Consider the following 24831-nt stretch of genomic DNA (forward strand, 5'->3'; position numbering starts at 1 on the left):
ATGAAAAAAGTTTTGAAAGCTTTCGTGCTAACGTTGGTTTTCTCAGGTGTTGCATATGCTTATATAGATCCGTTCTTGAATCCTATCTATGTTCGTGAAATTATGGAGTGGCAGAAAAAGCAGAGAGAGCTTGAGGCGGAAAAGACCGTTATTACAGTAATTAAAAAGCCTAAAATTTTTAAATTGACAAAACCCCCTATAGGTAAACTCGTTTTAGAGGGGGTTATTGGTAGCGGTAATAGTTTAAAAGCAGTAGCTGCAGATCCTGTGACCGGAAAGGTTTATTTAATAGCTCCAGGAGACGTTGTTGATGTAAATGCAAAAGTATTAAAAGTTTTACCTAACAAACTGGTATTAAAAGTTTATGAAAAGAAAGGCAAAAAATTGATTTCATCTGTGGTTATTATCAACTTCAATTCGGAGGAAGGGAAATGAGAAAATTATTAAATATATTAACGGCAGTACCTCTATTGACCGGAACGGTTTATGCCGGGGCAATTTCAAATGTTAATCTTGTAAATCTGGATAATCAACTCAGAATTACCCTATTGACAGATGAGCAGTGTAAGGTTTTAGAAGAAAAAGCAGGAGATATTTATAACCTTTATCTTAAAAATTGTAAAATCGACAGCAGAAAAGTTTTTGGGAAACAGGATGACTTAGTTAGGTTGATAGATATAATTCCAGAGAATGACGGAACGTTGGTAAAGATAGTTCCGGTTGGTAAGGTGAAAATATCTTATACATCTTATCCTAAAGCTACTACAATTGTCGTATCTCCTCAATCCCTTGTGGCTCCTGTAGTTAAAACGACAGATGAAGGTGTTAATATTACTGTTAACGGTGATGTTGATTTTTCAATATCAAAGTCTGACAAAAAGATAATTCTTTCCTCTGATGGAGCGGTGCTTAAAACGATGGAGAAAAAGGTTTCTTCTCCTTACATTGATAAAGTATCAACATATTCTACGGGGACCAAATCTTATATCATTATTTCTCTGAAAACGGATATCCCCGCTCAGGTTATGAAAGTAGGAGATACTTATGAAATAAAATTCTTAAGACCTGTTGAGACTGCAAACACAAATATTGCTAATAAAAAAATAAAGCTGGATTTCACAAATGCAAATGTTAGGACAGTTGTTAGAGCCATTGCAGATACGGTAGGTATCAATGTCGTTTTCGATCCTGAGGTAAAAGGAACAGTTTCCGTTAGATTTTTGACGCCGGTTGATTGGCAGGAAGCACTTAAAGCCGTTCTTGAACCTTTAGGATTTACTTATGTGAAGCAGGATGATTATTTAAGGATAGCTTCTAAAAAACGTTTGATGGAAGAGACAGCATATGAGCCTGTTCATACTTATATAGTTCCACTTAATTATGCTTATGCTTCAGAGGTTGCAAAGGTAATAAAAGCTTATTTGGGTGCAGAAACAGGCAAAGGTAAGAAAGCTGCAACTAAGGAGCTGGTTGAGGTTGATGACAGGACAAACAGCCTGATTTTAAAAGTAACGAAAGAACATTATAATAAAATAATGGAAATAATTAAAAATACTGATAAGATAACCAAGCAGGTTTCTATTGAAGCGAAAATAGTACTTGTCAGTTCTAATTTTGAAAGAGATTTGGGTATTAAATGGGGTTTGAATTTTTATTATACCAATCATTTGACTTATCCAGCTCATGAAGAGGCTCTTAAAAACACTTTTTCTTCAAGTGCAAACATTGCTCCTATTGATGTTGAAGGTAGTCCATATTCTATAGCCCTGGGCGTTCTTAATCATCAGGAGACTTTAAGGGCTGAATTGGCATTGCAGGCTTCTCAGCTAAACGGTGATGGTAAATTGGTATCTCAGCCTAAAGTTATAACTTTGGATAATAAAGAGGCTACCATAGAGCAGGGTATGGAGATTCCTTATAAAGTAATAGACGAGAATGGGAACATTTCTACAGAGTTTAAGAAAGCTTCTCTTATTCTTAAAGTTAAACCGCATGTAACAAATGATAATAAGATAGTTCTTGATCTTGAAATTAGAAAAGATAAGCCTAACTATGATTATATCTCTTACACCGGAAACACTGAGCCTGCGATAGATACAAGAAGTGTGAAAACACAAATTATGGTTAATAACGGAGATACGCTTGTTATAGGTGGTATATATGAACAGGAGAAGTCTAAAAGTACGGCAGGTGTGCCTCTCCTTTCAAGGATTCCTCTCTTAGGTTGGTTATTCAAGAGTGAGGTTATTAAAAATAGCAATTCTCAGTTGTTAATATTTATCACGCCAAAGGTTATTAACTCTGCCAGTGAAACTCTGCCTAAAGTAGAAGAATAACGTATGGACGGATTTTTGTTGATAGATAAGCCTTCGGACGTTACCTCTTTTGAGGTTGTGAGGAGCGTCAGGAGGCTTTTCCCTTTTAAAACGAAGGTTGGTCATACTGGAACTCTTGATCCTTTAGCTACAGGTCTTCTTATTTTATCTATTGGTAAAGCAACGAGATTTGGTGAATATTTGTTAAAGCAGGATAAATGTTATCTTGTGACCGGTCGTTTTGGCCTTTCTAGTGATACTTATGATATCGATGGTCGTGTTGAAAATGTCAAAATGAATGAAGTTTCTGAAAAAAAGTTCCAGAGTGTTATTTCTTCTTTTAGCGGAGAAATAGAACAAATTCCTCCTCCTTTTTCTGCTGTGAGAATTAATGGAAAAAGAGCTTACGAGCTGGCAAGGAGAGGAGAAAAGGTTGAGTTAAGGCCCCGTATGGTAACGATTTATTCTATGGATATTCTCTCTTTCTCTTATCCAGATTTTTCTCTAAAAATTTGCTGCTCTTCAGGAACATATATCAGATCTTTAGTTCACGATATAGGTGTTGCTTGTGGCGGTGATGCGGTTGTTACTTCTTTAAAACGTGTTTCTATCGGGAGAATTTCTGTTGAAAATGCCGTATCGATTGACGTTTTAAGTTCTGATAATGTTGGTAATTATATTGTTTCTATTGCTGAAATTTTGCCATTTGATAGGTTGCTTCTTGATTTTAGTCATTGTAGCTGGTTTTTAAACGGCCGAAGATTTTCCGTTCCTGTTTCTGATGGTAGATATACTGTTGTTGATGAAACCGGGAGGTTTTTAGGTGTTGGATTTGTCAGTTCAGGTATTTTGAAACCTGAGAAGGTTATTTCTCAGTAGCTTTTTAAACTTTTCAGACGTTGTAAATATTGTCTTTTCATTTTTATAAATAACGAATCCCGTAGGTGTTCCTGGGGGTTTTTTTAGGTTTTTTGCCCTTGTAAAATCAACTTTAACTTTGCCAGATTCTTTTCCTTTACTATAAAATACGGCGGCAGATGCTGCTGTTTCGATATCTTCTTCATCAGGTATTTCGTTTTTTTCAAGTCTCAGTATTACATGAGAGCCTGGAATTTCCTTGGTATGAAACCATAAATCCCAAGGGTTTGCTACTTTTAAGGAAAGAATTTCATTTTCCATGCTGTTTTTTCCAATAAGAAGAGTTTTACCTGATGGAAGAACAATTTCTCTGAATGGCTTTGTTTTTTCTTTCTTTTTCTTGTACTTTTTCTCAGGGAAAATAGTCTCTTTTATTTCCACAAGTGTTTCTATATCTTTATTCTCGCTGATTTTATCTTTCAAAACTTTCAACCAGAGGAGTTCTCTTTTTAGCTTTTCTTTTTCATCTTTTTCGTGTTCTGCACGATTCCTTAATCTTTTTGCTTTTTTAAAGATTGTTTTTAAATTATCTTTAGGTGTTTTTGATGGGTCAACTTTAATTGCAACAGTTGCTCCTGTTTCAAAATCTGTTACTTCAACGATTTCTTTTCCGGCAGCTATAAGATGTAAGTTGTATTTGAGAAGTTCTCCTTGCTTTTGAAGTTTTTGTGCTTCTTCCAGTAATTTTTCTGGATTTTCTATCTGTTTAAGCCGGTTTTTTATGGAGTTTATCTTTTTTTTCACTGCCTTTAAGAGTTCTCTTTTTATTTTTTCTAAATTTTCTGTTTTCTGATTTTCTCTTGAAAAAAAGTCCCATGCATTTATAAAACTTAATTCTCCTTCAAAGCTTTTAAATTTTAGTTCTGCAAGGCTATCATATTTAAAAGTGGTAAGTATTTTTGGGTTTCCATTTTTAAAATACACAAAAGATTTTTGGGAGTTTTTATGTTTTTTTATAAACTTTTCGTACGCTTCTTTGAGAGTCATCCCTTGCTTCATGTAAAAAGCTATCTCTTTGCAATTTAAAGGTGAGATTCCTGCTACATATTTATAGAGACTTTTTTCAACTCCTTCAGGAGTTATTTTTCCGAATTTTACTTCTTTAAAAGGTTTTTTATCTAAGGGAGGGAGTTGGTAGATTTTTCCTGTTTTGATTTCTCTTGCGGATGTTTGTGCTTCCCTGGCTCTAAATAATATTTTTCCGTTCTCATCTACAAAAAACACATTGCTGGTTTTCCCTGTTAGTTCTACTATTAAGTGATAGTTTTCTATTTTGCCGGATACGGTTATTTTTACAAGATTAAACATAAGGATTCTATCTAAATTAAGATTTTTAACCTCTTTTATGAAGAGGTTTCGATAGCGTTTGAGCAGGGTTTTATTTTCTATCTTTCCTCTGTCTATTAATAGGCCGTTAGGATTGGATAGTATAAAACTTAAAATTGTTCCTTCTATTGATATTTGAAACTTGTTGTTAGTGAAATCGTATCCTGTAATTTTTTTCTTCCTGAAGTTAGCATTCAGGTTTTCGGCTACTTTTTCAATGTAGAGGGAGTCCATTTTTTCTCCTGTTTTACTTTGAGAAATGCTTTAATCTCTTTTCTGTTTCCTCTAATGAATCTTTCTGCTGTAAGGAGTCCGGTTTTACTGAGTTTGACAAACGGATTTCTTAAGTTTTGGTTTGTTTTTACGGCTTCTTTTACTTCATTTTTTGTCAGGTTTGTTTCTTTCAGTGCTTTTTCAAATTCTTCAACTGCCAGTTCTTTGGCCTCATAAAGCTTCATCTGTATTCTGCTTTTAACGTTCACTTCACTGTCTCCTGAAGTTTCTACCGATACGAATATTGTTTCTGGATAGTCTGATATCACTTTCGTCTGAACACCGTCGCTCTGAGTTGACGGCATGCATCCAAAAGGTTTTAGAGAAAGAGTCATATGGGCTTTTTGGAATTTAACATTGTATATATGTTTTGCCACTTCGAGGTGTCCCTCGCCGCCTGTTACAAGTGGATCGTAGTATTCTTTAGCAAGATTCCACAACAACTTTTGAGATACAAAAGTTCCGGCTCTTTCCTTTACGATATGCCTGAAGGTTTCAAACAGGTGTCTGTAAAATTCCTGAAGTCCTGTAAGAAAAGCCAGTTTTTTGAGCAATTTTAATGAAAATCCTTTTGCTTTTGCTTCAATAAATATTTTTTCTCTTTCTGTGTAAAGCTGGTAATCTATCCATCCGGATATGGGTTCTACTTTTACCTCCGCTCCTTCTTCTTCAAGCCAACGATGAATATGATAATTACCGTCGCTTTCTGTTGTTTGAACCCAGAATTCCCCTATCACGTTTACTATCGGTTTTGGAATCGAGTAGTCTATTTCTATTGTTGAAAATAATTTTTTAACTTCTCTGAGGCCTGTAATTATGTCTTTTGCTTTTCCACTATTTCTGATAATTCTGAACATAAGCTCTGTTGCTTCACTAAGTTTTCTGTCAGTTTCTCCTTTGTTTATTTCGTAAGGCCTGATTTTGTATCCCAGATCTCTCAAAATGTCGGCTATTATTACTGCTTTCATCAGGGAATAGATAAAGTTCCAGGTCAAAGTTATTTCACCTTCTGCTGAGAAGGTTGTCTGGTTTAAAAGAGAAACTTTAAGATTTTCAAAACCGGCAAGTTTTAGAGCGTTTTTGTATTCCATTTCATACATTCCGAACCTACAAGGACCGCAAGCACCAATAGTGACGAATATGTATTTGTCTTCGACTTTTATACCGTTTTCTGCTTCTTTTTTGAGAAAATTTATAAGATTCCCAACGGTGAAATAAACCGGATTACACATACCTTTGTTGCAAAGTTCCCTTCCTGTTTTAAGAGCTTCAATGTCCGGCTGGGGCAGATGTTGAGCATCATATCCGAGATGCTCAACGGCAGCTTCTATAAGTCTATCATGAATAGGAGTTAAACTACCAAATAGGATTGTTCTCATTCTTTTTTCTCCGTTTCTCCTAACAATTTTTCTATTGTTCCTATCGGTATTACTCCTTCGCGGATAATTTTAGGACTTTTGCCTGTTAGTGATATGAGAGTGGAAGGTAAGGGTATTGTTTTACCTTTTATGCAATATTTGATGTTTCCTTCGAAGTATCTTTCGCATTCACTACATCCTGATGCCGGTTTTTCTCCCTGAATATTTGCACTTGGAGCAAACAGGGGAGTAGTTGCCGTTATGAGGTCTCTTAATGGTTTGAATGCCGGAATGCGGACGGCTAGGTCATTTCTCTCAAACAAATTTTTAAAGGGACTTTCCATCTTTAGAGGGAGTATTACCGTTACTCTTCCTGGCCAGATTTTTTCGAGGAATGATTTATATCTTGAAGGTATGTATATGCCGTATTTTTTAAGTGTTTCAATGCAATCAAAAAGGACAATAAGAGGCTTAGTTCGGTCTCTTTTTTTTATTTTGTAGACAGTTTCTATGGATTTACGGTTTAAAGCATTGCCTATCAGTCCGTACTGTGTGTCTGTGGGGGAGCATAAAAGCTCCCCTGAGAGGATAAGTTTCTTTATGGTGCAAAAGTCATTTTCAAATGTCAGAATCTTCACTTTTCATCTCTATAAGGTGCTTGTTGTAGAGGAATATGAGCTCTCCTTTGTTGCACCTTAGTTCTTCTGCCATTGCATTACACTTTGCCTTTAATATAAAAAAGATATCCCTGTTATCGATTATTTCAAGCGTTTCAATATTAGCCTGTCCCTTTGATATTATAGCGTGGGCTTTTTCCCACGCTTCTTTAAACTCTTTTCCCACATATGCAAAGTCTATTCCTATAAAATCTCCGCCTGTCGTTATGAGTTCGTCAACTATTTTATCTATTCCGCTTTTCAGGGCATCTTCGATTGTGGCATCATTTAGTATCGGGCCACCTCTCACGGCGAATATAATTTTCATGCCCTTTTCTTTCAAATATCTCAACAGAAATTTGTCAAAGACGATTTCTCCAGCATTGTCGGCAACGTAGAGAATTGTTTTCCCGGGAACGATAAATCTTTCGAATATTTCTTTGTCATAGTAGGCAAATTTCTGTTGAAGCAGGTTTTTGACTTCTTCTGTAAGGTCAAAAGCTGAAGGTTCAAATGCCTCGTTTCCTTTCTTTTCACTTTCTCTCGGAATGCCGAAATCTATGATATTGCCAACGGCTGCAAGCCTTACCGCTATGTCGAGTTTATCTTCCGATGGTTCGTAGAAAGTTTTTTCAATTTCCGGCTCCCAACGGAGTGCTATGTCGGTGTATTTATCTTTCAGAGGTTTAAATGGGTCGTTGACACCGACAATTTTTTTGAAAAGTCTGTGAATATGAGTTGCATTGTGGCCTGGAGATTCATTAGGATTTAAATCTTCTCCTATAAATCGAGAACATTCTCTTAAAACTTTTAACGAGAGTTCTCTGTCAGCATCTATAAATTTTAATATGTTGTAAACCTGCTTCATGTAGCAAGGAATACATTCAGGGTAGACTTTCATTATTAGCCCTCTAAAACTTTTTTCCTCATTGCTTCTCTGTAAGATTTCAGCTTTTCTTTGAGTTCCGGGTATTTTATAGCCATTATCTCGGCTGCGAAAACTGCCGCATTTTTTGCTCCGGCTTTTCCTATTGTTACCGCTGCAACCGGTACTCCCCCGGGCATCTGAACAATAGAGAGAAGTGAATCTATTCCGTTTAGTGAAGATGCATCGATAGGCACACCGATTACGGGAAGAATTGTTTTTGCTGCTATAACTCCGCCAAGATGAGCTGCATATCCGGCAGCGGCAATGATTACTTCGTATTCCTCTTCAGCAGATTCGCAAAACTTTATGACTTCATCTATTGTTCTGTGAGCTGAAAGAACTTTAACATCGTAAGGTATTCCAAACTCTTCTAGTGTTTTAAAGCATGATTCCATTACAGGCATGTCTGATTTGCTTCCCATTACTATTGCTATTTTCTTCACGCTTCCTCCCTTTCTTCAGTTTTTACGTAGTTTATGAGAGTTCCAATTCCTTCGATTTCAACTTCAACTTTGTCTCCGTCTTTGAGAGGACCAACTCCTGGAGGTGTTCCTGTGATTATAACGTCTCCCGGTAGGAGAGTCATTATCTTTGATATGTAAGATACCAGGAAGAATGGTGAAAATATCATATCCGATGTGTTTCCCTGCTGTTTCACTTCACCGTTTACGCGAGTGGTGATTGGCAGTCCGATTGGGTCTATTTCTGTATTTATCCAGGGTCCATAAGGAGCAAAAGTATCAAACGATTTTGCTCGTGTATATTGAACATCTTTTTTCTGTAAATCCCTTGCCGTTACATCGTTAAAACATGTATATCCTAAAATTACGTCCTTTGCCTCTTCTTCCTTTATGTTTTTGCATTTTTTTCCTATTACAATGGCCAGTTCTCCTTCGTAATCTACTCTTTTAGAGATAGGCGGAAGGATAATTTTCATTTTGTTTGATATGACTGCTGTTGACGGCTTCATAAACAGAAGAGGTTCTTCAGGGAGAGGTTTTCCCATCTCTTCGGCATGAGCTTTATAGTTAAGTCCTACGGCGACAACTTTGCTTACCTTTGTTGGCGGTAAGAACTTTACTTCTTTTATATTGTAGATTTCATCAAGTGGTGTTTTGGATTCCATAAGGTCTGAAACGCGTTTTTCAACTAAAGGAATAACATCTCTTCCCTTTACTATTCCGAAGAATATACTGTCTCCTTTTTTGAATCTTCCGATTTTCAAGGTAGCCTCCTCCATAACAATTAAAAGACAAAAATATTATACTCCAATTTCTCATTCTCCAGATATGATGATAAAAGAGATATAATTTCCAAAACAGGGAGAGAGGTAGATTTTGAGTTCTGATTTTTTAGTTGTTATTCCTGCAAGGTTAGGTTCAACGAGACTTTCAGAGAAACCGTTGAGAGTTTTAAACGGAAAGCCTTTAATAGAGTGGGTTTATAGGGCTGTTTCTTCTTTTTGTGACAATGTTCTGGTGGCTACCGATAGTGAGAGAGTTTTGAAAATTATTGAGGATGCTGGTGGTAAAGCAGTATTGACGCCTTCGGGGCTTCCCAGTGGGACGGACAGAGTAGCAGAGGCAGTTAGAAAGTCCGATCTTAAATTTGAATATATTATAAATGTTCAGGGAGATGAGCCTTTTGTAAAGGCCGAACATGTTCTTCCGATAGTTGAGAGATTAAGAAAAGGGGATAGGTTTGCAACAGTTGCCGTCCCGTTTTCTTCTTTTGAAGAAGTAGATAAACCTTCAAATGTGAAAGTTGTAAGAGACAGAGAAGGTTACGGGATATATTTTTCAAGGAGTCCTATCCCATTTGATAGAGATGGAAATCTTTTGTCGGAAGACTATCTTAAGCACGTGGGAATTTACGGTTTCAAAAAGGATGCCCTTTTTGATTTTGTTTCGTGGGATGAAGGTTTTCTTGAGAAAGCTGAAAAGCTTGAGCAATTGAGGATTCTGGAACACGGTGAGAAGATATATGTTTGTGTTGTTGAGCATTATGGAATGGGTGTTGATACCGAAGAGGATCTCTTAAAAGCAGAAAAACTACTTAAGGAGAAGTTTAATGGCTGCTAAACTAATATTTATAACAGGTGGAGTTCTTTCATCTATAGGTAAGGGTATAACTGCTTCTTCTATAGGCACACTTCTTGAGAGTAGAGGATTGAAAGTAACGATTCAAAAGCTTGATCCTTACCTGAATGTTGATGCGGGAACAATGAATCCTTATCAGCATGGGGAAGTTTTCGTAACCGATGATGGTGCCGAAACGGATCTGGACCTGGGTCACTATGAGCGTTTTACCCACAGTGTAATGAAAAGGATAAACAATGTTACATCAGGTCAAATATACCAGGAGATAATCTCAAAAGAGAGGAAAGGGGAATTTTTAGGAGCCACTGTTCAGGTTATTCCTCATGTTACAGACAGTATTAAAGAGAAAATTAGGAAAATAGCTTCTTCCAATGTAGATGTTGCAATAGTAGAAGTCGGTGGAACCGTTGGTGATATTGAAGGTCTTCCGTTTCTTGAAGCCATAAGACAGGTTGGTATAGAGGTAGGAAAAACAAATGCTATTTATGTTCATGTTACTTATGTTCCGTATGTGAAAGCAGCTGGGGAACTTAAAACAAAGCCGACTCAGCATTCAGTTAAAGAGTTAAGAGCAATAGGTATTCAGCCTGATATCATAGTTTGCCGTTCAGAGAGAACGATTCCTTCTTCTGTTAAAAAGAAAATAGCTCTTTTCACCAACGTTAAGGAGCAGGATGTCATAAACGCAAAAGATCTATCAACGATTTACGAAGTACCCCTTCACCTTAAAAAAGAAAGGATTGACGAGATAATTCTTGAAAAGCTTCAAATACCGGCCGATGAACCGGATCTTGATGAGTGGAAAGATTTTGTTACCAGGGTTAAAAAGCCAGAAAACGGAACAGTTTTGATAGCTGTTGTTGGGAAGTATATAGAGCTTCCTGATGCCTATAAGAGTATCATAGAATCTTTTGTCCATGCTGGTGCAGAGAATAACGTGAAGGTGGACATAAGATGGGTGAATGCAGACCTTCTTGATGCTGAAAAGCCTGAAGAGTATTTGAAAGATGTTCACGGCATACTTGTTCCCGGTGGATTTGGGGAAAGAGGTGTTGAAGGGAAAATCAAAGCCATTCGCTATGCGAGAGAGAACAAAATTCCGTTTCTCGGTATTTGTCTTGGTATGCAGTGTGCGGTTATTGAATTTGCAAGAAACGTTGCTGGATTGGAAGGTGCTCACAGTGCCGAGTTTAGTCCGGAAACTGAATATCCTGTTATAGATTTGATGGAGTCTCAAAAAGGGGTGAAGGAAAAAGGCGGGACAATGAGACTTGGTGCCTATCCTTGTGTTTTGAAAGAGGGAACAAAGAGCTTTGCGGCTTACGGTGAAAGGGAGATTTCTGAAAGACACAGACACAGATATGAATTTAATAACCGTTTCAGAGAAGTTCTTGAGGATGCGGGTCTTACTATTGCGGGCACATCTCCGGATAATTCTCTTGTGGAAATTGTGGAGATACAAGAGCATCCGTGGTTTGTAGGTGTTCAGTTTCATCCTGAGTTTAAATCAAGACCGTGGAAACCTCATCCTCTCTTTGTTGATTTTGTTAAAGCTTCCGTGTTAAGGAGAGATAATGTTTCATCTTAATGCGGGAAATCTTTTCTTGCAGGATGTGATATCTCTGGTTGCTATTCTTAACCCGGTGGCAGCTGCCGCAGTTATGATATCTCTTCTGCCGCCGGAGACGCCGAAAGTTGTTACTGATAATGTTGCTCTCAGAACAGCCAGGCTTGTTTTTATCGCTTGCCTGGTAACTTTGTTCTTTGGTGATTTAATTTTTAAAATTTTTGGAATTAACATAAACTCTATAAAGGTTATCGGTGGGTTGGTTCTCCTTGTTCTCTCACTTAACATGATTAACGGTAAACTTTCGATAGGAACAAAGCACACTGCCGAAGAGATTTCTGAAGCTGCGGAGAGGGAAGATATTGCCATTGTGCCTCTTGGTATTCCGGTGCTTTTTGGTCCTGGAGTTATAGCTACCGTTATCATTTTAAAAGAAAGGAGTGGTTCACTGTTTACTCTTGCACTTCTTATATGTGCAATAGCTGTTGCTTCATGGATCACCTATGTTGTTCTTAAAAATGCCAGGATACTTATGAAGCGGCTTGGTATTACAGGATTTAAGATAATTACGAGAATTATGGGACTTATAGTTGGTGCAATAGCATCTCAATTTATTATTTCGGGTGTAAAAGTCCTATGGCTGAAGATGTAGGCAGGATATATGAAGATAAAAGAGCTTTCAGGTAAAGAGCTTACCACTATTGGTATAGGAGGTCTATTTCCTGTATTTTTCCCAGAGAGTGAGCAGGAGCTTTTTCAGCTTGCTTCTAAAAAAATTTTTGTTATTGGTGGCGGCAGTAATCTTGTTCTTCCCGATAAATCGAATTTAAAGTTTGTTTCTCTTTCAAAATTTAAAAAGTTTCGTTTAAACGGTAATTCTCTTTTTGTTCAATCTGGTGTAAAGATAAAAGAGATTTTAAACCTGCAGATAAAGAAGCAGTTTTCTCTGTTTGAGTTTCTTGCCGGCATACCTGAAGTCACTGTCGGCGGAGCAGTTTTCCAGAATGCCGGTGCTTTCGGAAAGGAAACGGCAGAGTTTATAAAATCGGTGCGGTATATAGATTCAAAAGGTGTTTTAAAAGAATTAAACGATGTTTCGAATTTCGGGTACAGGATTTCTCCTTTTAAAAGTGGAGAAATGATTATTTCTGTTGAATTTGAAGTTTCCCCTTCCAATTATGTAAAGGATACTATAAAAAGATTTGTAAGAGAGCGGCTTGACAGGCATCCTTCTTTCTATTTAAAAACTGCCGGCTCTACATTTAAAAATCCTGGAGGTTACTCTGCAGGTTTCCTTATTGAAAAAGTTGGATTGAAAGGGTTTTCTATAGGTGACCTTAAGGTTTCTGAAAAACATGCCAATTTTCTCATTAATAAAGGTCGTGCAACATTCTCAGATTTTTGTAAAATTGTAGATGTTATAAAAAATAGGGTATTCAACACTTTTGGTGTTGAGCTTGAACTTGAAGTTAAAATTCCAGGTTTTAAACTTTAATTTAAAGAGGTATATCATGAAAAAGACATTGATTTTTTTATCAGTCCTTCTTTTTTCCTCTGCTTCTTATGCCGGTCTTTGGGAGACCAAGTGTTCTGATTGCCATGGTTTGATAGCACCGTCTAAAGAAGAGTTACTTCAAAAATTCAAAACACCTCAAGATCTTGCTGCAAGAGCAAAAGCATTGGCGGATAAAAAGATAATGCCATCTTTTAATTTTGATGCTGCAGCACGGGAACTGTTTAATGGTGCAGTTTCCGTCCCTGTGTCAACAAGTACAACAAGAGGAATTGATTTAAAGCCTCTGCCTTCTGTTCCTCCAATCCCTCAGGATAACTCTCAAACACCGGCTAAGGTTATTCTCGGGAAAATGCTTTTTTTTGAAGCAAGACTTTCAAAAAGCAACACAATTTCCTGTAATACCTGTCACAATATATCTTCCGGCGGTGATGATAATCAGGTTGTTGCCATTGGTTATGGCTGGAGAAAAAGCCTGAGGAATACTCCTACCATATTTAATGCAGGTTACCTTAAAATTTACGGCTGGACAGGGAAAGCTAAAACGCTTGAGGACATGATAAAAATGAATATTCAGGATCCTGTAAAGATGAATTCTTCGGAAGATGTAGCAGATAAGCTTAAAACGATACCTGAGTATGTTGCGCTCTTCAGGAAAGCCTTTCCAGATGAAGGTGATCCTGTGACTCTTGATAATATAGCAAAGGCGATAGCAGCTTATGTCAGGACATTGAATACTTTCGGTTCTCCGTTTGATAGATTTTTAAACGGTGATACAAATGCCCTTTCCGATGATGCCAAGATGGGGATGAATCTGTTTATAGAAAAGGGCTGTATATCCTGCCATTACGGGCCTATGCTCACGGATAACAAGTTTCACGTTTTTAAGATTGATGATGATCCGGGACGTTACGAGGTAACCGGGAACGATACTGATAAGAGTGCTTTCAGAACAGCACCTTTGAGGAATGTTGCGCTTACAGCTCCATATTTTCACAGCGGTTCTGTCAGAAGACTTGATGTTGCAGTTAAGGTTATGGCAGATAAGATGTTGGGTGAGAAACTTAACGACGTTGAAGCCTGGCGTATAAAGACGTTTCTTGAATCCTTAACTGCTCTTCCTTCGATAGATAGTCGCGTAATACCTGTTTTACCACAGAGAGATGAGTAAGGAGAAAAACCATGATATTAATTGCAGGCCCTTGTGTTATAGAGACTGAAGGAACGTTGTTTAAAATTGCAGAGGTTGTGAAGAAAGTTCAGGAGAAATTTCCTGAATTAAAGGTTATTTTCAAAGCTTCTTTTGACAAGGCAAACAGAAGTTCAATCCGTTCATACAGAGGCCCAGGGCTTGATAAAGGTTTGAGGATGCTTGCAAAGGTTAAGGAAAATTTTGATTTGCCTGTCCTGACGGATATTCACGAATCATATCAGGCAGAGCCTGCGGGAAGTGTTGTTGATTACATTCAGATTCCTGCCTTTCTATGTCGCCAGACAGACCTTCTTATTGCTGCAGCAAAGACTGGTAAACCTGTTAATGTTAAAAAAGGACAGTTTATGGCTCCGTGGGATATGAAAAATGTTTTTGAAAAACTTAAAGAGTCAGGAGCAAAAGAGATATTTTTAACGGAAAGAGGAACAATTTTTGGATACAATAATCTGGTTGTTGATTTCAGAAGTATTCCTATAATGAAATCTTTTGGGGTTCCTGTTATTTTTGACGCCACCCATTCTGTTCAAAGACCCGGCGGCCTTGGTTCTGCTTCTGATGGAGACAGAGAGTTTGTTCCATATCTTGCAAGGGCAGCTATTGCTGTTGGTGCTGACGGACTCTTTTTTGAGACGCATCCGGAACCTGAAAAAGCACTCTCTGACGGTCCCAACATGCTTCCTTTGAAGGATTTTCCGCTACTTGTTGAAGAGCTTGTAAGACTCTACAAGTTTGTGAGGAGAAATAGTGACGGAAAAGGTTAAAAAGATTGATATAGATAGAATAGTTGAAATTCTTGAAAGAGAATCAAAAAAATGGGATGTTCCCGTTGTGAGTTTAATGTCCCGGCACGATAGAGATCCTTTTAAAATTTTGATTTCAACGATACTCAGTTTAAGAACAAAAGATGAAGTGACAGCTAAAGCTTCCGAGAGGCTTTTTAAAAAGGCTGATAATCCTTATGATATGCTTAAACTTTCCGAAGAAGAGATAGAAAAACTTGTCTATCCTGTTGGATTTTACAGAAACAAGGCAAAAACGATAAAAGAGATCTGCAAAACACTTATTGAAAAGTATAACGGTGAAGTTCCCGATTCTCTTGATGAACTTTTAAAGCTTAAAGGTGTTGGAAGAAAAACAGCCAATCTTGTTGTTACGCTGGGGTTTAATAAGCCCGGTATATGTGTGGATACTCACGTTCACAGAATAATGAACCGCATTGGCTATGTTAAAACGAAAACACCGGAAGAAACCGAATTTGCCCTGAGGAAAAAGCTTCCAAAAAAATACTGGAAAATTATAAATGAGCTCTTGGTCGCACTTGGTCAGCATATATGTCATCCTACTTCACCAAGATGTAGCGTATGTCCTATAAAAGATTACTGCCGGAAAGTGGGTGTAAAAAGGAGCAGGTAACGGAGGAAATGTAATGACTGAAGCGCTGTTTACAGACCTTTACGAGCTTACGATGATGTGTGCCTATCTTGATAACAAGAAAACCGAAACGGCTTCATTTGAACTTTTTACAAGGGTTCTTCCTGAAAAAAGGAATTATCTTGTTTATGCAGGGCTTCAGGATGTTGTTAATTATCTTGAAAATTTTTCGTTCTCAAAAGATGATGTAGATTATCTTTACTCTCTTAACCTTTTCCCTGATTGGTTTCTGGATTTTTTGAAAGAATTTCGTTTTACCGGGAATCTTTACAGTATGGATGAGGGAACGCCCTTTTTCCCCCACGAACCTGTTTTAAGGATTGAGGCACCGATCTATGAAGCGCAGCTTTTTGAAACGGCCATACTTAACATGACTCACATAGGTACATTGATTGCTTCAAAGGCAGCAAGGGTATATTCTGTTTCACGAGGAAAGGTGCTTTCCGATTTCTCTTTAAGAAGAACTCATGGAAAAGATGCCGGTATAAAGGTTGCAAGAAGCACTTACATAGCAGGTTTTTCTTCCACTTCCAACGTTCTGGCAGGAAAGCTTTACGGTATTCCTGTTGTAGGTACGGTAGCTCATTCGTTTATCATGAGTTTTGAAACAGAAGAGGAGGCCTTCAAAGCTTATCTGAAGACATTTCCCGATAGATCTATCCTTCTTGTTGATACCTATGACACGGTGAAAGGTATTGAGAAGGCAATAGAAGTGGCACTTGAATTGAAAAAGAAGGGCTACACTTTGAGAGGTATAAGACTTGATAGCGGCAATGTTCTTGAGCTTGCAAAACTTGCAAGAGAAATGCTTGATAAAAAAGGATTTAAGGAGACAAAAATTATAGTCAGTGGTGGCCTTGATGAGTATAAAGTTGATGAACTTTTATCCAGTGGTGCTCCAATAGATATATTCGGTATCGGAACGAAAGTCGGTACGTCATCAGATTCTCCTTATGTTGATTTTGTCTATAAGCTTGTTGAACTTGGTGGAAAACCTGTAATGAAAACGAGCAGCGGTAAGAAAATGTATCCCGGTAGAAAGCAGGTTTATCGCCTTGAATCTTTTGACAGAGTTACTGTTTGGGATGAAAAAAGTAACGGTAGACCTCTTTTAAAGCCAATTTTTCTCAACGGAAAAAGAACCGAACGACTTCCTTCTCTGAATGAGATAAGGGAGCATTTCCTCTCGGAGTTTGAGATACTGGATGAAAGAGTGAAAGATATTTACGCAAAGTATGTTTATCCGGTGGAGATTTCGGAAGAATTGAAAAAACTTTATGACAGGACGTATAAAGAGATAGAGGAACAGAAATGGAAGTGACAAAAATAACGATTGACGGGCCTGCTGGAGCGGGTAAGAGCACTATAGCAGAGCTTCTTGCGGAAAAATTGGGTTTTTTGCATCTTGATTCAGGAGCGGTTTACAGAGCAATTGGAGTTGCTGCAAAGAAAAAGGGAATTGACCTTGATAATGAGGAAGCGGTTTCTTCTTTTTTAAAATCTCTTTCTATAGAGATAAAAAATAGTGGTAGAGTTTTCGTGAACGGTGTTGACCTTACGGAAGAAATAAGAAAGCCGGAAGGTGGAATCTTAGCTTCTAAGATTGCAAGATTCCCTGAAGTAAGGAGGAAGGTTATTGAAGTTTTAAGGAAAGCGGCTGAAGGTAGACAAGTTATAACCGACGGGAGGGATGCGGGAACAAATATTTTCCCTGATGCAGATGTTAAAATATTTTTGACCGCTTCTTCAGAAGAGAGAGCAAGAAGAAGATACAGAGAACTGAAAGAAAAGGGTTATAACGTGAGTTTTGATCAGGTTTTGGAAGAGGTTAAAGAAAGAGACTATCAGGATAGAAACAGAAAAGTGGCACCTTTAACGGTGCCGGAAGGTGCCTGCATAATAGACACAACGGGAAAAACAATAAAGGAAGTTGTAAGAGAGATTGAAAATTTAATTCTACACAGCAGGTAAACCGTTCGGTTGTTTTGTGGCTACGTAGCTTCAGAATGATGAAAAAGCCATTTATGGTAAGATGAAAAAAATTTTTTTCCAGCTAATTGTAAATTTTGTAAAATGATTAAAATTCTGATAAAGGGAGATTTTGTGGAGATTAAGCCTTTGACTGAAAATGTTTCTTATATTCCCGGGAGGACGAATGTTGGTGTTATTAAATGTGGTGGTAGTGATGTGATTTTAGTTGATACCGGTATTGATTCAGGTAGCGGAAAGAGGATTCTGAGGTTTCTTGAAAATAAAAAGTTAAAACCTGTGGCCGTTGTTAATACTCACTTTCACACGGATCACTGCGGCGGGAATAAAATTTTGAAAGAGGAAGTCGGTGTTAAAGTTTACGCTTCCAGTGTGGCAGCCACGGTTATAAGATATCCTTTCATAAATCCTTTTTCTCTTTTCTCCGGTGTTTATCCTGTGAAGGATTTGATGAACAAGTTTGTTATGGCTGAGTCGTCCAATGTTGATGTTGAGATAGAAGAGGGAGAAATTAAAATCGGGGATGCCGTTATTAAGATTGTTCCTCTTCCAGGTCATGCTCCGGGGCAGATAGGAGTTGTAGCAGATGATATTTTTTTCTGCGGGGATGCGGTTTTCGCCCCGGAAGTTATTGAAAAGGTTGTTATTCCGTTTAACGTTGATATAAAGACGGAAAAAGAGACTCTTAACTTTTTGAAGAATACTGCTTTTTCTCTTTATGTTCCCTCTCATGGAGAGCCTGTTGAAAATATTGAATTCTATGTTCTTGAAAATTTAAGGCAGATAGAACGTATTAAAGGGATGATATTCGGTTTCCTTGAAAAAGAGGCTTCTTCTGAGGAGATTGTTGATTTTGTTCTCAAGGAAATCGGTTTGAAAGTTAAGGCCGTTCACCATTATTTTCTGATTCACGCAGGGATTTTAGCTTACCTTTCTTATCTTTACAATGAGGGACTGATTTCATTAAAGATTGAAAACCGTCCTCTGTGGAAAAGGAGGTAAGAAGCAAAAGCCCCAGCATTAAAAGCTGAGGCCTGCTTCAAGATAGGGACCTTTGATTTTGATATCTGAAGATACGTCTTCTATATCATCAATTTTCAGGTTTTCATATCTGTAACCTGCTCCGACAAAGAGCAGTGGAATCGGTGAATATCTGACTTCTGCTTTTGCATCTAAAAATTGGTTACCCGAATAACCTATCCATTTAACTTCTGCATTTACCCTGACAGGTCCTACGCCGAAATCTCCCTGGCCGTAAAGCATAGGAAGCGGTACCTGAAAGTCAGTTGATTCATCTAAACCAAGAGTTGATGATTTAACGGATGCATAACCGTCAATGTATTTAAGTGTTAAACCGAAGTTTAGATGTGTTGTTCCGAGAGTTGCAAGTCCAAGAAACGGAACTCCCCAGTAGAGTGTTAAATCATACTGGTCAAGTCTCAGTTCACTATCAATATCTGCATTCGCAGTAAATGTTTTTCCTGCGAACTGGAATTGTTGAGTAATGGTTCTAGAACCTGTAAAGTTGTATTTTGTTGCTTCAATTTTCACATTCGGAATAATAGGTAGCGGGTGTTCTATTCTTACCCACCCAAAAGGTTTTGTTTCATCTCCTAAGTTAAGGTCATTTTTTACGTCAGCATTAGTTCCCTGATAGTTGATCCATCCTGAAGGTTGTTCCTGAACTGCACCTGCTCCGGCTTCTATTGTTAAAAGAGGCAGAGCGTTTGCAGCTGTTGAGGATACGAAGAGTACGACTGTTAAAAGTCCTAAAATCTTTCTCATTGCTTTCCTCCACTATAAGGATTTAACTTCATTTTAACATTTCGAAAATTTAAGTTCCCACATCCCAGGAGTTGAGATATTCCATCTGCTCGGGAGTCAGTGTATCTATCTCTATTCCCATTGCTTTCAGCTTCAATTCGGCGACTTTGTTATCAATATGGCCGGGAACAACATAAACATCGGGTTTTAGATTTTTCCCTTCCTTGACTATGAATTCAGCTGACAGCGCCTGGTTGGCAAAGCTCATATCCATGACTGAAGCCGGATGTCCTTCTGCTGCCGCAAGGTTTACAAGTCTTCCTTCGCCTAAAAGATAGATACGTCTTCCGTCCTTCATCGTGTATTCGTCAACAAAATCTCTCACTCTTCTTTTCTTAACAGCCATCTTTTCAAGGGCTGCAACGTCTATTTCAACGTTGAAATGGCCTGAGTTTGAGACAATCGCGCCGTCTTTCATTACGTTAAAATGTTCTTCTCTTATTACGTGGATGTTTCCTGTTACCGTGCAGAAGATATCTCCTAACTTTGCTGCTTCTGCCATTGGCATAACTCTGAATCCGTCCATTCTCGCTTCTATTGCCTTTATCGGATCCACTTCCGTTACGATAACTTCTGCTCCCATGCCGGCTGCTCTCATTGCAAGGCCTCTTCCGCACCAGCCGTAACCTGCAACGACAAAGACGGAACCTGCAAGTAATCTGTTTGTGGCTCTCAAGATACCGTCTATTGTTGACTGTCCTGTTCCGTATCTGTTGTCAAAGAGATGTTTTGTAAGGGCTTCGTTTACAGCTATGACAGGGTATTTTAAAACGCCGTCCTTTGCCATTGCTTTCAGTCTGATGACGCCTGTTGTTGTTTCTTCCGTTCCGCCCATGACTTTTTCGAGGAGTTCTGGGTATTCTTTGTGAAGCGTTGAAACAAGATCGGCACCGTCATCCATTGTTATGTCCGGCTCTTTTGATATAACCGTTTTTATGTGGTCATAATAGGTTTTTTCGTCTTCGCCTCTTATGGCAAAAACCGGGATGTCATAATGTTTAACAAGGGCTGCCGCAACGTCATCCTGAGTTGATAAGGGATTGCACGCACACAGATAAACTTCTGCTCCGCCCTCTTTGAGTGTCCTTACAAGGTTTGCCGTCTCCGTTGTAACGTGAAGGCAAATTCCCAATTTTATTCCTTTGAGGGGCTGTACCTTCATGAAGCGTTCTCTGATTTCTTTCCTTAAAACGGGCATATCCATCTCTGCCCATTCTATTCTGTCTTTTCCTTTATCTGCAAGAGAGAGGTCTTTTACGTGGTATTCCATTGTTTCCCTCCTTATTTTTTCATCTCTTCAAGGACTTCTTTCAACTTATCAATAAAGATAATGTTTTCTTTCATTGTTCCTATTGTTACCCTTATACATGTTGGAAAGCCGTAACCGTCCATTGCTCTAACGATAATGCCTTTTTCAAGGAGTCTTTTAAAAACTTCTCTTGTGGGAAGTCCAACGTCCACCAGTATGAAGTTTGCATAGGTGGGAACATAGTTCAGTCCTAATTTTTCAAATTCCTTATAAAGGTACTTTTTGCCTTCTTCGTTAACTACCTGCGACTGCTTTATAAACATTTTGTCTTCTAATGCCGCAACGCCAGCAACTTGAGAAGGTCTTGTTACATTGAAGGGTTGTCTTATCCTGTTCATATCTGCGATTATTTCCTCTCTTGCCACTCCGTAGCCAAGTCTTAAGCCTGCAAGACCGTATATTTTCGAAAATGTCCTTGTTACAAGAATGTTTTTGTCGTAGATGTATTCAACACCGTTTTCAATATCAAAGCCTGCACCGACTGCATATTCGTAATATGCTTCATCAAGAACCAGTAAAACATCATCGGGGAATTCTTTTAAGAATTCTTCGAACTCTTTTTTTGTAAATGCAGTTCCCGTCGGATTGTTCGGATTTGCCAGGAAGACAACGGCCGTGTTTTCATCTATTGCATCAAGGTGAGCTTTCAAATCCATGTAATAGTTGTCTTTTGCTTTCACTATTTTGTGGTCTGCACCGGAAAGTTGAACAACTATCGGATAGACTGCAAAAGATTTTTCGCTGTAAACGGCATTTTTTCCGGGACGAAGGTAAGCCCTTGATATGATGTCCAGTGCCTCATTTGAGCCGAGCCCGACGAAGATGCTTTCAGGTTTTACGTTTAAATGTCGTGCCAGAGCTTTTTTTAGATAGTAAGAATTTCCGTCAGGATAACGGTTCAGGTTCTTAAGGTCTTCAATGATAGCCTGAACGCCTTTCGGAGAAGGGCCCAAAGGGTTCTCATTTGAAGCAAGCTTTACAATGTTTTTTATCCCTAGTTCTTTTTCAAGTTCCTCAATAGGTTTTCCTGGTTCGTAAACATGCACTTCTTTTATGTGTTTCGGTAGTTCAAACATTTTTCTCTCCCTGCGGTGGTCTGGTTATCGGAAAATTATACTATTTGACTTATTACTTTTTCCGGGTATATTTAGCCGTCTAAACTATAAAGAGGTGACATGATGAAAATAAGGAACATTGCAGTTATAGCTCACGTTGACCACGGGAAAACAACGCTTGTTGATGGACTTTTGAAGCAGAGCGGAACGTTGAACGAAAGAAGAGATTTTGGTGAAAGGGTAATGGACAGTAATGACATAGAAAAAGAGAGGGGTATAACAATCCTTTCAAAAAATACCGCTATTTACTACGATGTTTATAAGATAAACATTATTGACACACCAGGACATTCGGATTTTGGGGGTGAAGTTGAGCGTGTCCTGAAGATGGTTGACGGTGTTCTTCTCCTTGTTGATGCCCAGGAAGGCGTTATGCCTCAAACAAAGTTTGTTGTTAAGAAAGCACTTTCTTTGGGTCTAAAGCCGATAGTTGTTGTTAACAAAATAGATAAACCAGCGGCAGAACCTGACAGGGTTGTTGATGAAGTTTTTGACCTTTTCATTAATTTAGGTGCAACGGATGAACAGCTTGACTTTCCGGTGCTTTATGCTGCTGCAAGAGATGGTTATGCAAAGTATGATTTAACCGATGAAAATGTCGATTTGAAACCGCTCTTTGAAACGATTGTGTCTCATGTTCCATCTCCTTCCGGTAGTGAGGACGCTCCTCTTCAGATGCAGGCATTTACTCTTGATTACGATAATTATGTGGGAAGAATGGCGGTAGCGAGGATATTCAACGGGAAAGTTAAAAAAGGACAGAGTGTTTTGCTTCTTAAAAAGAACGGTGAAGCGGTGAACGGAAGAATTACAAAGTTAATCGGTTTTAAAGGACTTGAAAGAATTGAAATAGATGAGGCAGTTTGCGGTGATATCATAGCTTTTGCAGGTTTTGAAACAATTGACATCGGAGATACCGTTGCCGATATGGAATATCCTGAGCCTCTTGAGGCTCTTCATATAGAGGAACCGACTCTCAGTGTTTATCTTAGCGTTAACGATTCTCCCCTTTCCGGAACGGAAGGTAAATATGTAACGGCTACAAAGTTAAAGGATCGCCTCGTTAAAGAGGCGAGAACCAATATCGCCATGAGGTTCGAAGAGATTGGGGAGGGTAAGTTTAAGGTTTCCGGTCGAGGGGAACTTCAGATATGTATCCTTGCCGAGAATTTGAGAAGAGAAGGCTATGAGTTTTCCATAAGCAGGCCACAAGTTATCGTTAAAGAAGAAAAAGGAAAACATCTTGAGCCTTTCGAGCTTTTAGTTGTTGATGTTCCAGATGAATTTGTCGGTACAGTAATAGAGAAACTTGGCAGGAGAAAAGCCGAGATGGTAACGATTATGCCTATGGGAAATGGAAGAACAAGAATAGAGTTCGAGATTCCTTCAAGGGGCCTTATCGGCTACAGAAGTGAGTTTTTAACAGATACTAAAGGTGAAGGAATAATGAACAGTTCTTTCCTCGAATATAGGGAGTTTAAAGGCGTTCCATACAAACGCGGTAACGGTGCCATGGTTTCAATGGCAAACGGAGAAGCGGCAGGCTATGCCCTCTACAATTTGCAGGAGAGAGGAAAACTGTTTGTTAAACCGGGTGATAAGGTTTATACGGGAATGGTAATCGGAGAGCACAGTAGAAACGGTGATATTGATGTTAATCCTATAAAGGGTAAAAAGCTTACTAACGTTAGGGCTGCCGGAAGTGATGATGCAATAAAGTTAGTTCCTCCTGTTGAAATGACTCTAGAAAAAGCTCTTGAGTGGATAGAGGAAGACGAGCTTGTAGAAGTTACTCCCGAAAGTATCAGAATAAGAAAGAGATACCTTGATATAAGCGAAAGAAAGAGAATGGCGAGAAAATAATCATAAACCGGGAATGGTAGAAGTCGTTCCCGGTTAACATATTTCACACCTGTCCCTTCCTCTGTTTTTCGCTGTGTAAAGTGCTTTGTCGGCTCTTTTTACAAACTCTTTCAAGGTGTCTCCTGCCCGATATTCTGTTATTCCGCAGCTCACTGTTACTTTTCTTTTTATTCCGAAATTTGTATTTTTTATAGCCTCTCTTATTCTTTCGGCTATTTTAACTGCTTCGTCCGAAGCTGTTCCAGGAAGTGCAACAAGAAACTCTTCTCCTCCGTATCTGAAGGCAAGATCTGATTCTCTTATCTGTTTTCTTATTATCTGTGCCACTTTTGCCAGAACCTCATCACCCTTTGCATGACCGTAAGTATCATTTATCTTTTTAAAGTGGTCTATGTCAATCATAATAATAGATATGGGCAGGTTATCTTTTCTACTTTTCCATATGCATCTTTGAAGCTGGTTGCCAAAATAGTTTCTGTTATAAAGAAGCGTTAGACTGTCAAAAGTAGCATTCTTTTCAAGGTCTTTTTTAACAAAGAAATAGATGGCTACTATCAGTATGAAAATTATGCAAAAAATTAAGTTTCTAACGTTTTCCATGATGGTTAATAGGTGTTCGTCTTTCATCTCCGCTATGCGTTGTGCTTTTGTTGTTGTCTGGTCTGCAAGTTGCCAGCATCGCTCGCTTAAGATGAGAATTTGAGGTGTAGAGTTTGTTCTCTCCAGTTTTTTCCATTCGGTCTTAAGGTTTATATAGGATTTTCTAAATTGAAGCTTTTTTTGATAACTTTCGAGAATTTTATTATTAAAGTATTTTCTGTCAACTTCTTTAAATGCTTTATTTATATAATTTTTAACCTGAGTGGCTTCAGGTAAGTTTATGACTTTTAGTTTTGCATATCGTTGTATTGAACCTCTTATCTGTCCAAGACGATTTATTATAAATGCATCATCTGTCCTGTAGATTTTCACCGTATTTATTATGAAGTTAAATCCGAAAAATACGACAAAAAGGAGGGTCAAAAGTATGCTTATCAACAGGTTTGATTTTGAAACCTCCCGTCCCCTGAAGATTAACATTTTTAATCCTTTAACTTTTGTGTTTTATAAACTGAATATATAATAAAATAACTT

24 protein-coding genes are annotated in these 24831 nt (G+C 38.2%); 14 read left to right on the forward strand and 10 right to left on the reverse strand.

The annotated features are described in order from the left end of the window. The 3 genes from BLW93_RS00965 to truB are packed head-to-tail and all read left to right on the forward strand — an operon-like array spanning position 1 to position 3194. On the forward strand, positions 1 to 435 hold the full coding sequence (locus BLW93_RS00965) for a hypothetical protein (RefSeq protein WP_076712242.1): 435 nt from the start codon (positions 1 to 3) through the stop codon (positions 433 to 435). Then, positions 432 to 2336, forward strand: a complete 1905-nt coding sequence (pilQ, locus tag BLW93_RS00970; RefSeq protein ID WP_076712243.1) for a type IV pilus secretin PilQ — start codon at positions 432 to 434, stop codon at positions 2334 to 2336. The genes BLW93_RS00965 and pilQ overlap by 4 nt, the downstream gene beginning before the upstream one ends. 3 nt (positions 2337 to 2339) lie before the next feature. Continuing rightward, positions 2340 to 3194, forward strand: a complete 855-nt coding sequence (gene truB / locus BLW93_RS00975; RefSeq protein ID WP_076712244.1) for a tRNA pseudouridine(55) synthase TruB — start codon at positions 2340 to 2342, stop codon at positions 3192 to 3194. Here the strand turns inward: truB and BLW93_RS00980 are convergent. Genes BLW93_RS00980 through BLW93_RS01005 form a run of 6 tightly spaced genes read right to left on the reverse strand, consistent with a single transcriptional unit; the run spans position 3156 to position 8999 of the window. Continuing rightward, entirely contained in the window at positions 3156 to 4793 is a 1638-nt protein-coding gene (locus tag BLW93_RS00980) for an Rqc2 family fibronectin-binding protein (RefSeq protein ID WP_076712245.1), read from the reverse strand. The genes truB and BLW93_RS00980 overlap by 39 nt on opposite strands. Next, on the reverse strand, positions 4766 to 6211 hold the full coding sequence (locus BLW93_RS00985; RefSeq protein WP_076712246.1) for a hypothetical protein: 1446 nt from the start codon (positions 6209 to 6211) through the stop codon (positions 4766 to 4768). Before BLW93_RS00985 ends, BLW93_RS00980 begins: the two co-directional genes overlap by 28 nt. After that, complete coding sequence (locus BLW93_RS00990) at positions 6208 to 6828, reverse strand: L-threonylcarbamoyladenylate synthase (RefSeq protein WP_076712247.1); 621 nt, start codon at positions 6826 to 6828, stop codon at positions 6208 to 6210. The genes BLW93_RS00985 and BLW93_RS00990 overlap by 4 nt, the downstream gene beginning before the upstream one ends. Next, positions 6809 to 7747: a damage-control phosphatase ARMT1 family protein gene (locus BLW93_RS00995; RefSeq protein WP_076712248.1), complete on the reverse strand. Its 939-nt coding sequence runs from the start codon at positions 7745 to 7747 to the stop codon at positions 6809 to 6811. The genes BLW93_RS00990 and BLW93_RS00995 overlap by 20 nt, the downstream gene beginning before the upstream one ends. Positions 7748 to 7749: 2 nt before the next feature. Beyond that, positions 7750 to 8217: a 5-(carboxyamino)imidazole ribonucleotide mutase gene (gene purE / locus BLW93_RS01000; RefSeq protein WP_076712249.1), complete on the reverse strand. Its 468-nt coding sequence runs from the start codon at positions 8215 to 8217 to the stop codon at positions 7750 to 7752. Further along, entirely contained in the window at positions 8214 to 8999 is a 786-nt protein-coding gene (locus BLW93_RS01005; RefSeq protein ID WP_076712250.1) for a fumarylacetoacetate hydrolase family protein, read from the reverse strand. The genes purE and BLW93_RS01005 overlap by 4 nt, the downstream gene beginning before the upstream one ends. 112 nt (positions 9000 to 9111) lie before the next feature. Here BLW93_RS01005 and kdsB point away from each other — a divergent pair, with 112 nt between their 5' ends. The 10 genes from kdsB (at position 9112) to BLW93_RS01055 (ending at position 18588) form a co-directional block, all read left to right on the forward strand. Beyond that, a complete protein-coding gene (gene kdsB, locus BLW93_RS01010) occupies positions 9112 to 9855 on the forward strand; it encodes a 3-deoxy-manno-octulosonate cytidylyltransferase (protein ID WP_076712251.1) in 744 nt (247 codons plus the stop codon). Then, positions 9845 to 11461 (forward strand): CTP synthase, encoded by a 1617-nt coding sequence (locus BLW93_RS01015; RefSeq protein WP_076712252.1) that lies wholly within the window; start codon positions 9845 to 9847, stop codon positions 11459 to 11461. The genes kdsB and BLW93_RS01015 overlap by 11 nt, the downstream gene beginning before the upstream one ends. Next, complete coding sequence (locus BLW93_RS01020; protein WP_076712253.1) at positions 11448 to 12092, forward strand: MarC family protein; 645 nt, start codon at positions 11448 to 11450, stop codon at positions 12090 to 12092. The genes BLW93_RS01015 and BLW93_RS01020 overlap by 14 nt, the downstream gene beginning before the upstream one ends. Before the next feature lie 9 nt (positions 12093 to 12101). Next, a complete protein-coding gene (gene murB, locus BLW93_RS01025) occupies positions 12102 to 12935 on the forward strand; it encodes a UDP-N-acetylmuramate dehydrogenase (protein ID WP_076712254.1) in 834 nt (277 codons plus the stop codon). A gap of 16 nt (positions 12936 to 12951) precedes the next feature. Then, positions 12952 to 14124: a cytochrome-c peroxidase gene (locus tag BLW93_RS01030; protein ID WP_076712255.1), complete on the forward strand. Its 1173-nt coding sequence runs from the start codon at positions 12952 to 12954 to the stop codon at positions 14122 to 14124. 11 nt (positions 14125 to 14135) lie between these two features. Further along, entirely contained in the window at positions 14136 to 14927 is a 792-nt protein-coding gene (kdsA, locus tag BLW93_RS01035) for a 3-deoxy-8-phosphooctulonate synthase (protein WP_076712256.1), read from the forward strand. Then, complete coding sequence (locus BLW93_RS01040; protein ID WP_216818646.1) at positions 14911 to 15579, forward strand: endonuclease III domain-containing protein; 669 nt, start codon at positions 14911 to 14913, stop codon at positions 15577 to 15579. The genes kdsA and BLW93_RS01040 overlap by 17 nt, the downstream gene beginning before the upstream one ends. Positions 15580 to 15592: 13 nt before the next feature. Beyond that, complete coding sequence (locus tag BLW93_RS01045; protein WP_076712257.1) at positions 15593 to 16918, forward strand: nicotinate phosphoribosyltransferase; 1326 nt, start codon at positions 15593 to 15595, stop codon at positions 16916 to 16918. Further along, a complete protein-coding gene (gene cmk / locus BLW93_RS01050) occupies positions 16909 to 17568 on the forward strand; it encodes a (d)CMP kinase (protein WP_076712258.1) in 660 nt (219 codons plus the stop codon). The genes BLW93_RS01045 and cmk overlap by 10 nt, the downstream gene beginning before the upstream one ends. A gap of 132 nt (positions 17569 to 17700) precedes the next feature. After that, the gene (locus BLW93_RS01055; protein ID WP_076712259.1) at positions 17701 to 18588 is read left to right on the forward strand and encodes an MBL fold metallo-hydrolase; all 888 of its coding nucleotides are present in this window, start codon (positions 17701 to 17703) and stop codon (positions 18586 to 18588) included. A gap of 18 nt (positions 18589 to 18606) precedes the next feature. On the opposite strand, the gene BLW93_RS01060 is transcribed toward BLW93_RS01055, so the two are convergent. The 3 genes from BLW93_RS01060 to hisC are packed head-to-tail and all read right to left on the reverse strand — an operon-like array spanning position 18607 to position 21795. After that, positions 18607 to 19371 (reverse strand): TIGR04219 family outer membrane beta-barrel protein, encoded by a 765-nt coding sequence (locus BLW93_RS01060; RefSeq protein ID WP_076712260.1) that lies wholly within the window; start codon positions 19369 to 19371, stop codon positions 18607 to 18609. A 49-nt stretch (positions 19372 to 19420) separates the two neighbouring features. Continuing rightward, positions 19421 to 20680, reverse strand: coding sequence for an adenosylhomocysteinase (gene ahcY / locus BLW93_RS01065; RefSeq protein ID WP_076712261.1), 1260 nt, complete (start codon positions 20678 to 20680; stop codon positions 19421 to 19423). A gap of 11 nt (positions 20681 to 20691) precedes the next feature. Further along, entirely contained in the window at positions 20692 to 21795 is a 1104-nt protein-coding gene (gene hisC, locus BLW93_RS01070) for a histidinol-phosphate transaminase (RefSeq protein ID WP_076712262.1), read from the reverse strand. Between the two features lie 99 nt (positions 21796 to 21894). Between hisC and typA the strand changes: the two genes are divergently transcribed. Then, complete coding sequence (gene typA, locus BLW93_RS01075) at positions 21895 to 23697, forward strand: translational GTPase TypA (protein ID WP_076712263.1); 1803 nt, start codon at positions 21895 to 21897, stop codon at positions 23695 to 23697. A 33-nt stretch (positions 23698 to 23730) separates the two neighbouring features. On the opposite strand, the gene BLW93_RS01080 is transcribed toward typA, so the two are convergent. Next, positions 23731 to 24777, reverse strand: coding sequence for a GGDEF domain-containing protein (locus BLW93_RS01080; RefSeq protein WP_078058049.1), 1047 nt, complete (start codon positions 24775 to 24777; stop codon positions 23731 to 23733). Between the last annotated feature and the right edge of the window lie 54 nt (positions 24778 to 24831).

The organism is Desulfurobacterium indicum, assembly GCF_001968985.1.
Lineage (GTDB): Bacteria > Aquificota > Aquificia > Desulfurobacteriales > Desulfurobacteriaceae > Desulfurobacterium_A > Desulfurobacterium_A indicum.

Bases quoted from the DNA above. Each gene is read 5' to 3' on its own strand.
- BLW93_RS00965 (WP_076712242.1), top strand. From the start codon at position 1: ATGAAAAAAGTTTTGAAAGCTTTCGTGCTAACGTTGGTTTTCTCAGGT.
- pilQ (WP_076712243.1), top strand. From the start codon at position 432: ATGAGAAAATTATTAAATATATTAACGGCAGTACCTCTATTGACCGGA.
- truB (WP_076712244.1), top strand. From the start codon at position 2,340: ATGGACGGATTTTTGTTGATAGATAAGCCTTCGGACGTTACCTCTTTT.
- BLW93_RS00980 (WP_076712245.1), bottom strand. From the start codon at position 4,793: ATGGACTCCCTCTACATTGAAAAAGTAGCCGAAAACCTGAATGCTAAC.
- BLW93_RS00985 (WP_076712246.1), bottom strand. From the start codon at position 6,211: ATGAGAACAATCCTATTTGGTAGTTTAACTCCTATTCATGATAGACTT.
- BLW93_RS00995 (WP_076712248.1), bottom strand. From the start codon at position 7,747: ATGAAAGTCTACCCTGAATGTATTCCTTGCTACATGAAGCAGGTTTAC.
- BLW93_RS01015 (WP_076712252.1), top strand. From the start codon at position 9,845: ATGGCTGCTAAACTAATATTTATAACAGGTGGAGTTCTTTCATCTATA.
- BLW93_RS01020 (WP_076712253.1), top strand. From the start codon at position 11,448: ATGTTTCATCTTAATGCGGGAAATCTTTTCTTGCAGGATGTGATATCT.
- murB (WP_076712254.1), top strand. From the start codon at position 12,102: ATGAAGATAAAAGAGCTTTCAGGTAAAGAGCTTACCACTATTGGTATA.
- BLW93_RS01030 (WP_076712255.1), top strand. From the start codon at position 12,952: ATGAAAAAGACATTGATTTTTTTATCAGTCCTTCTTTTTTCCTCTGCT.
- kdsA (WP_076712256.1), top strand. From the start codon at position 14,136: ATGATATTAATTGCAGGCCCTTGTGTTATAGAGACTGAAGGAACGTTG.
- BLW93_RS01045 (WP_076712257.1), top strand. From the start codon at position 15,593: ATGACTGAAGCGCTGTTTACAGACCTTTACGAGCTTACGATGATGTGT.
- cmk (WP_076712258.1), top strand. From the start codon at position 16,909: ATGGAAGTGACAAAAATAACGATTGACGGGCCTGCTGGAGCGGGTAAG.
- BLW93_RS01060 (WP_076712260.1), bottom strand. From the start codon at position 19,371: ATGAGAAAGATTTTAGGACTTTTAACAGTCGTACTCTTCGTATCCTCA.
- ahcY (WP_076712261.1), bottom strand. From the start codon at position 20,680: ATGGAATACCACGTAAAAGACCTCTCTCTTGCAGATAAAGGAAAAGAC.
- hisC (WP_076712262.1), bottom strand. From the start codon at position 21,795: ATGTTTGAACTACCGAAACACATAAAAGAAGTGCATGTTTACGAACCA.
- typA (WP_076712263.1), top strand. From the start codon at position 21,895: ATGATGAAAATAAGGAACATTGCAGTTATAGCTCACGTTGACCACGGG.
- BLW93_RS01080 (WP_078058049.1), bottom strand. From the start codon at position 24,777: ATGTTAATCTTCAGGGGACGGGAGGTTTCAAAATCAAACCTGTTGATA.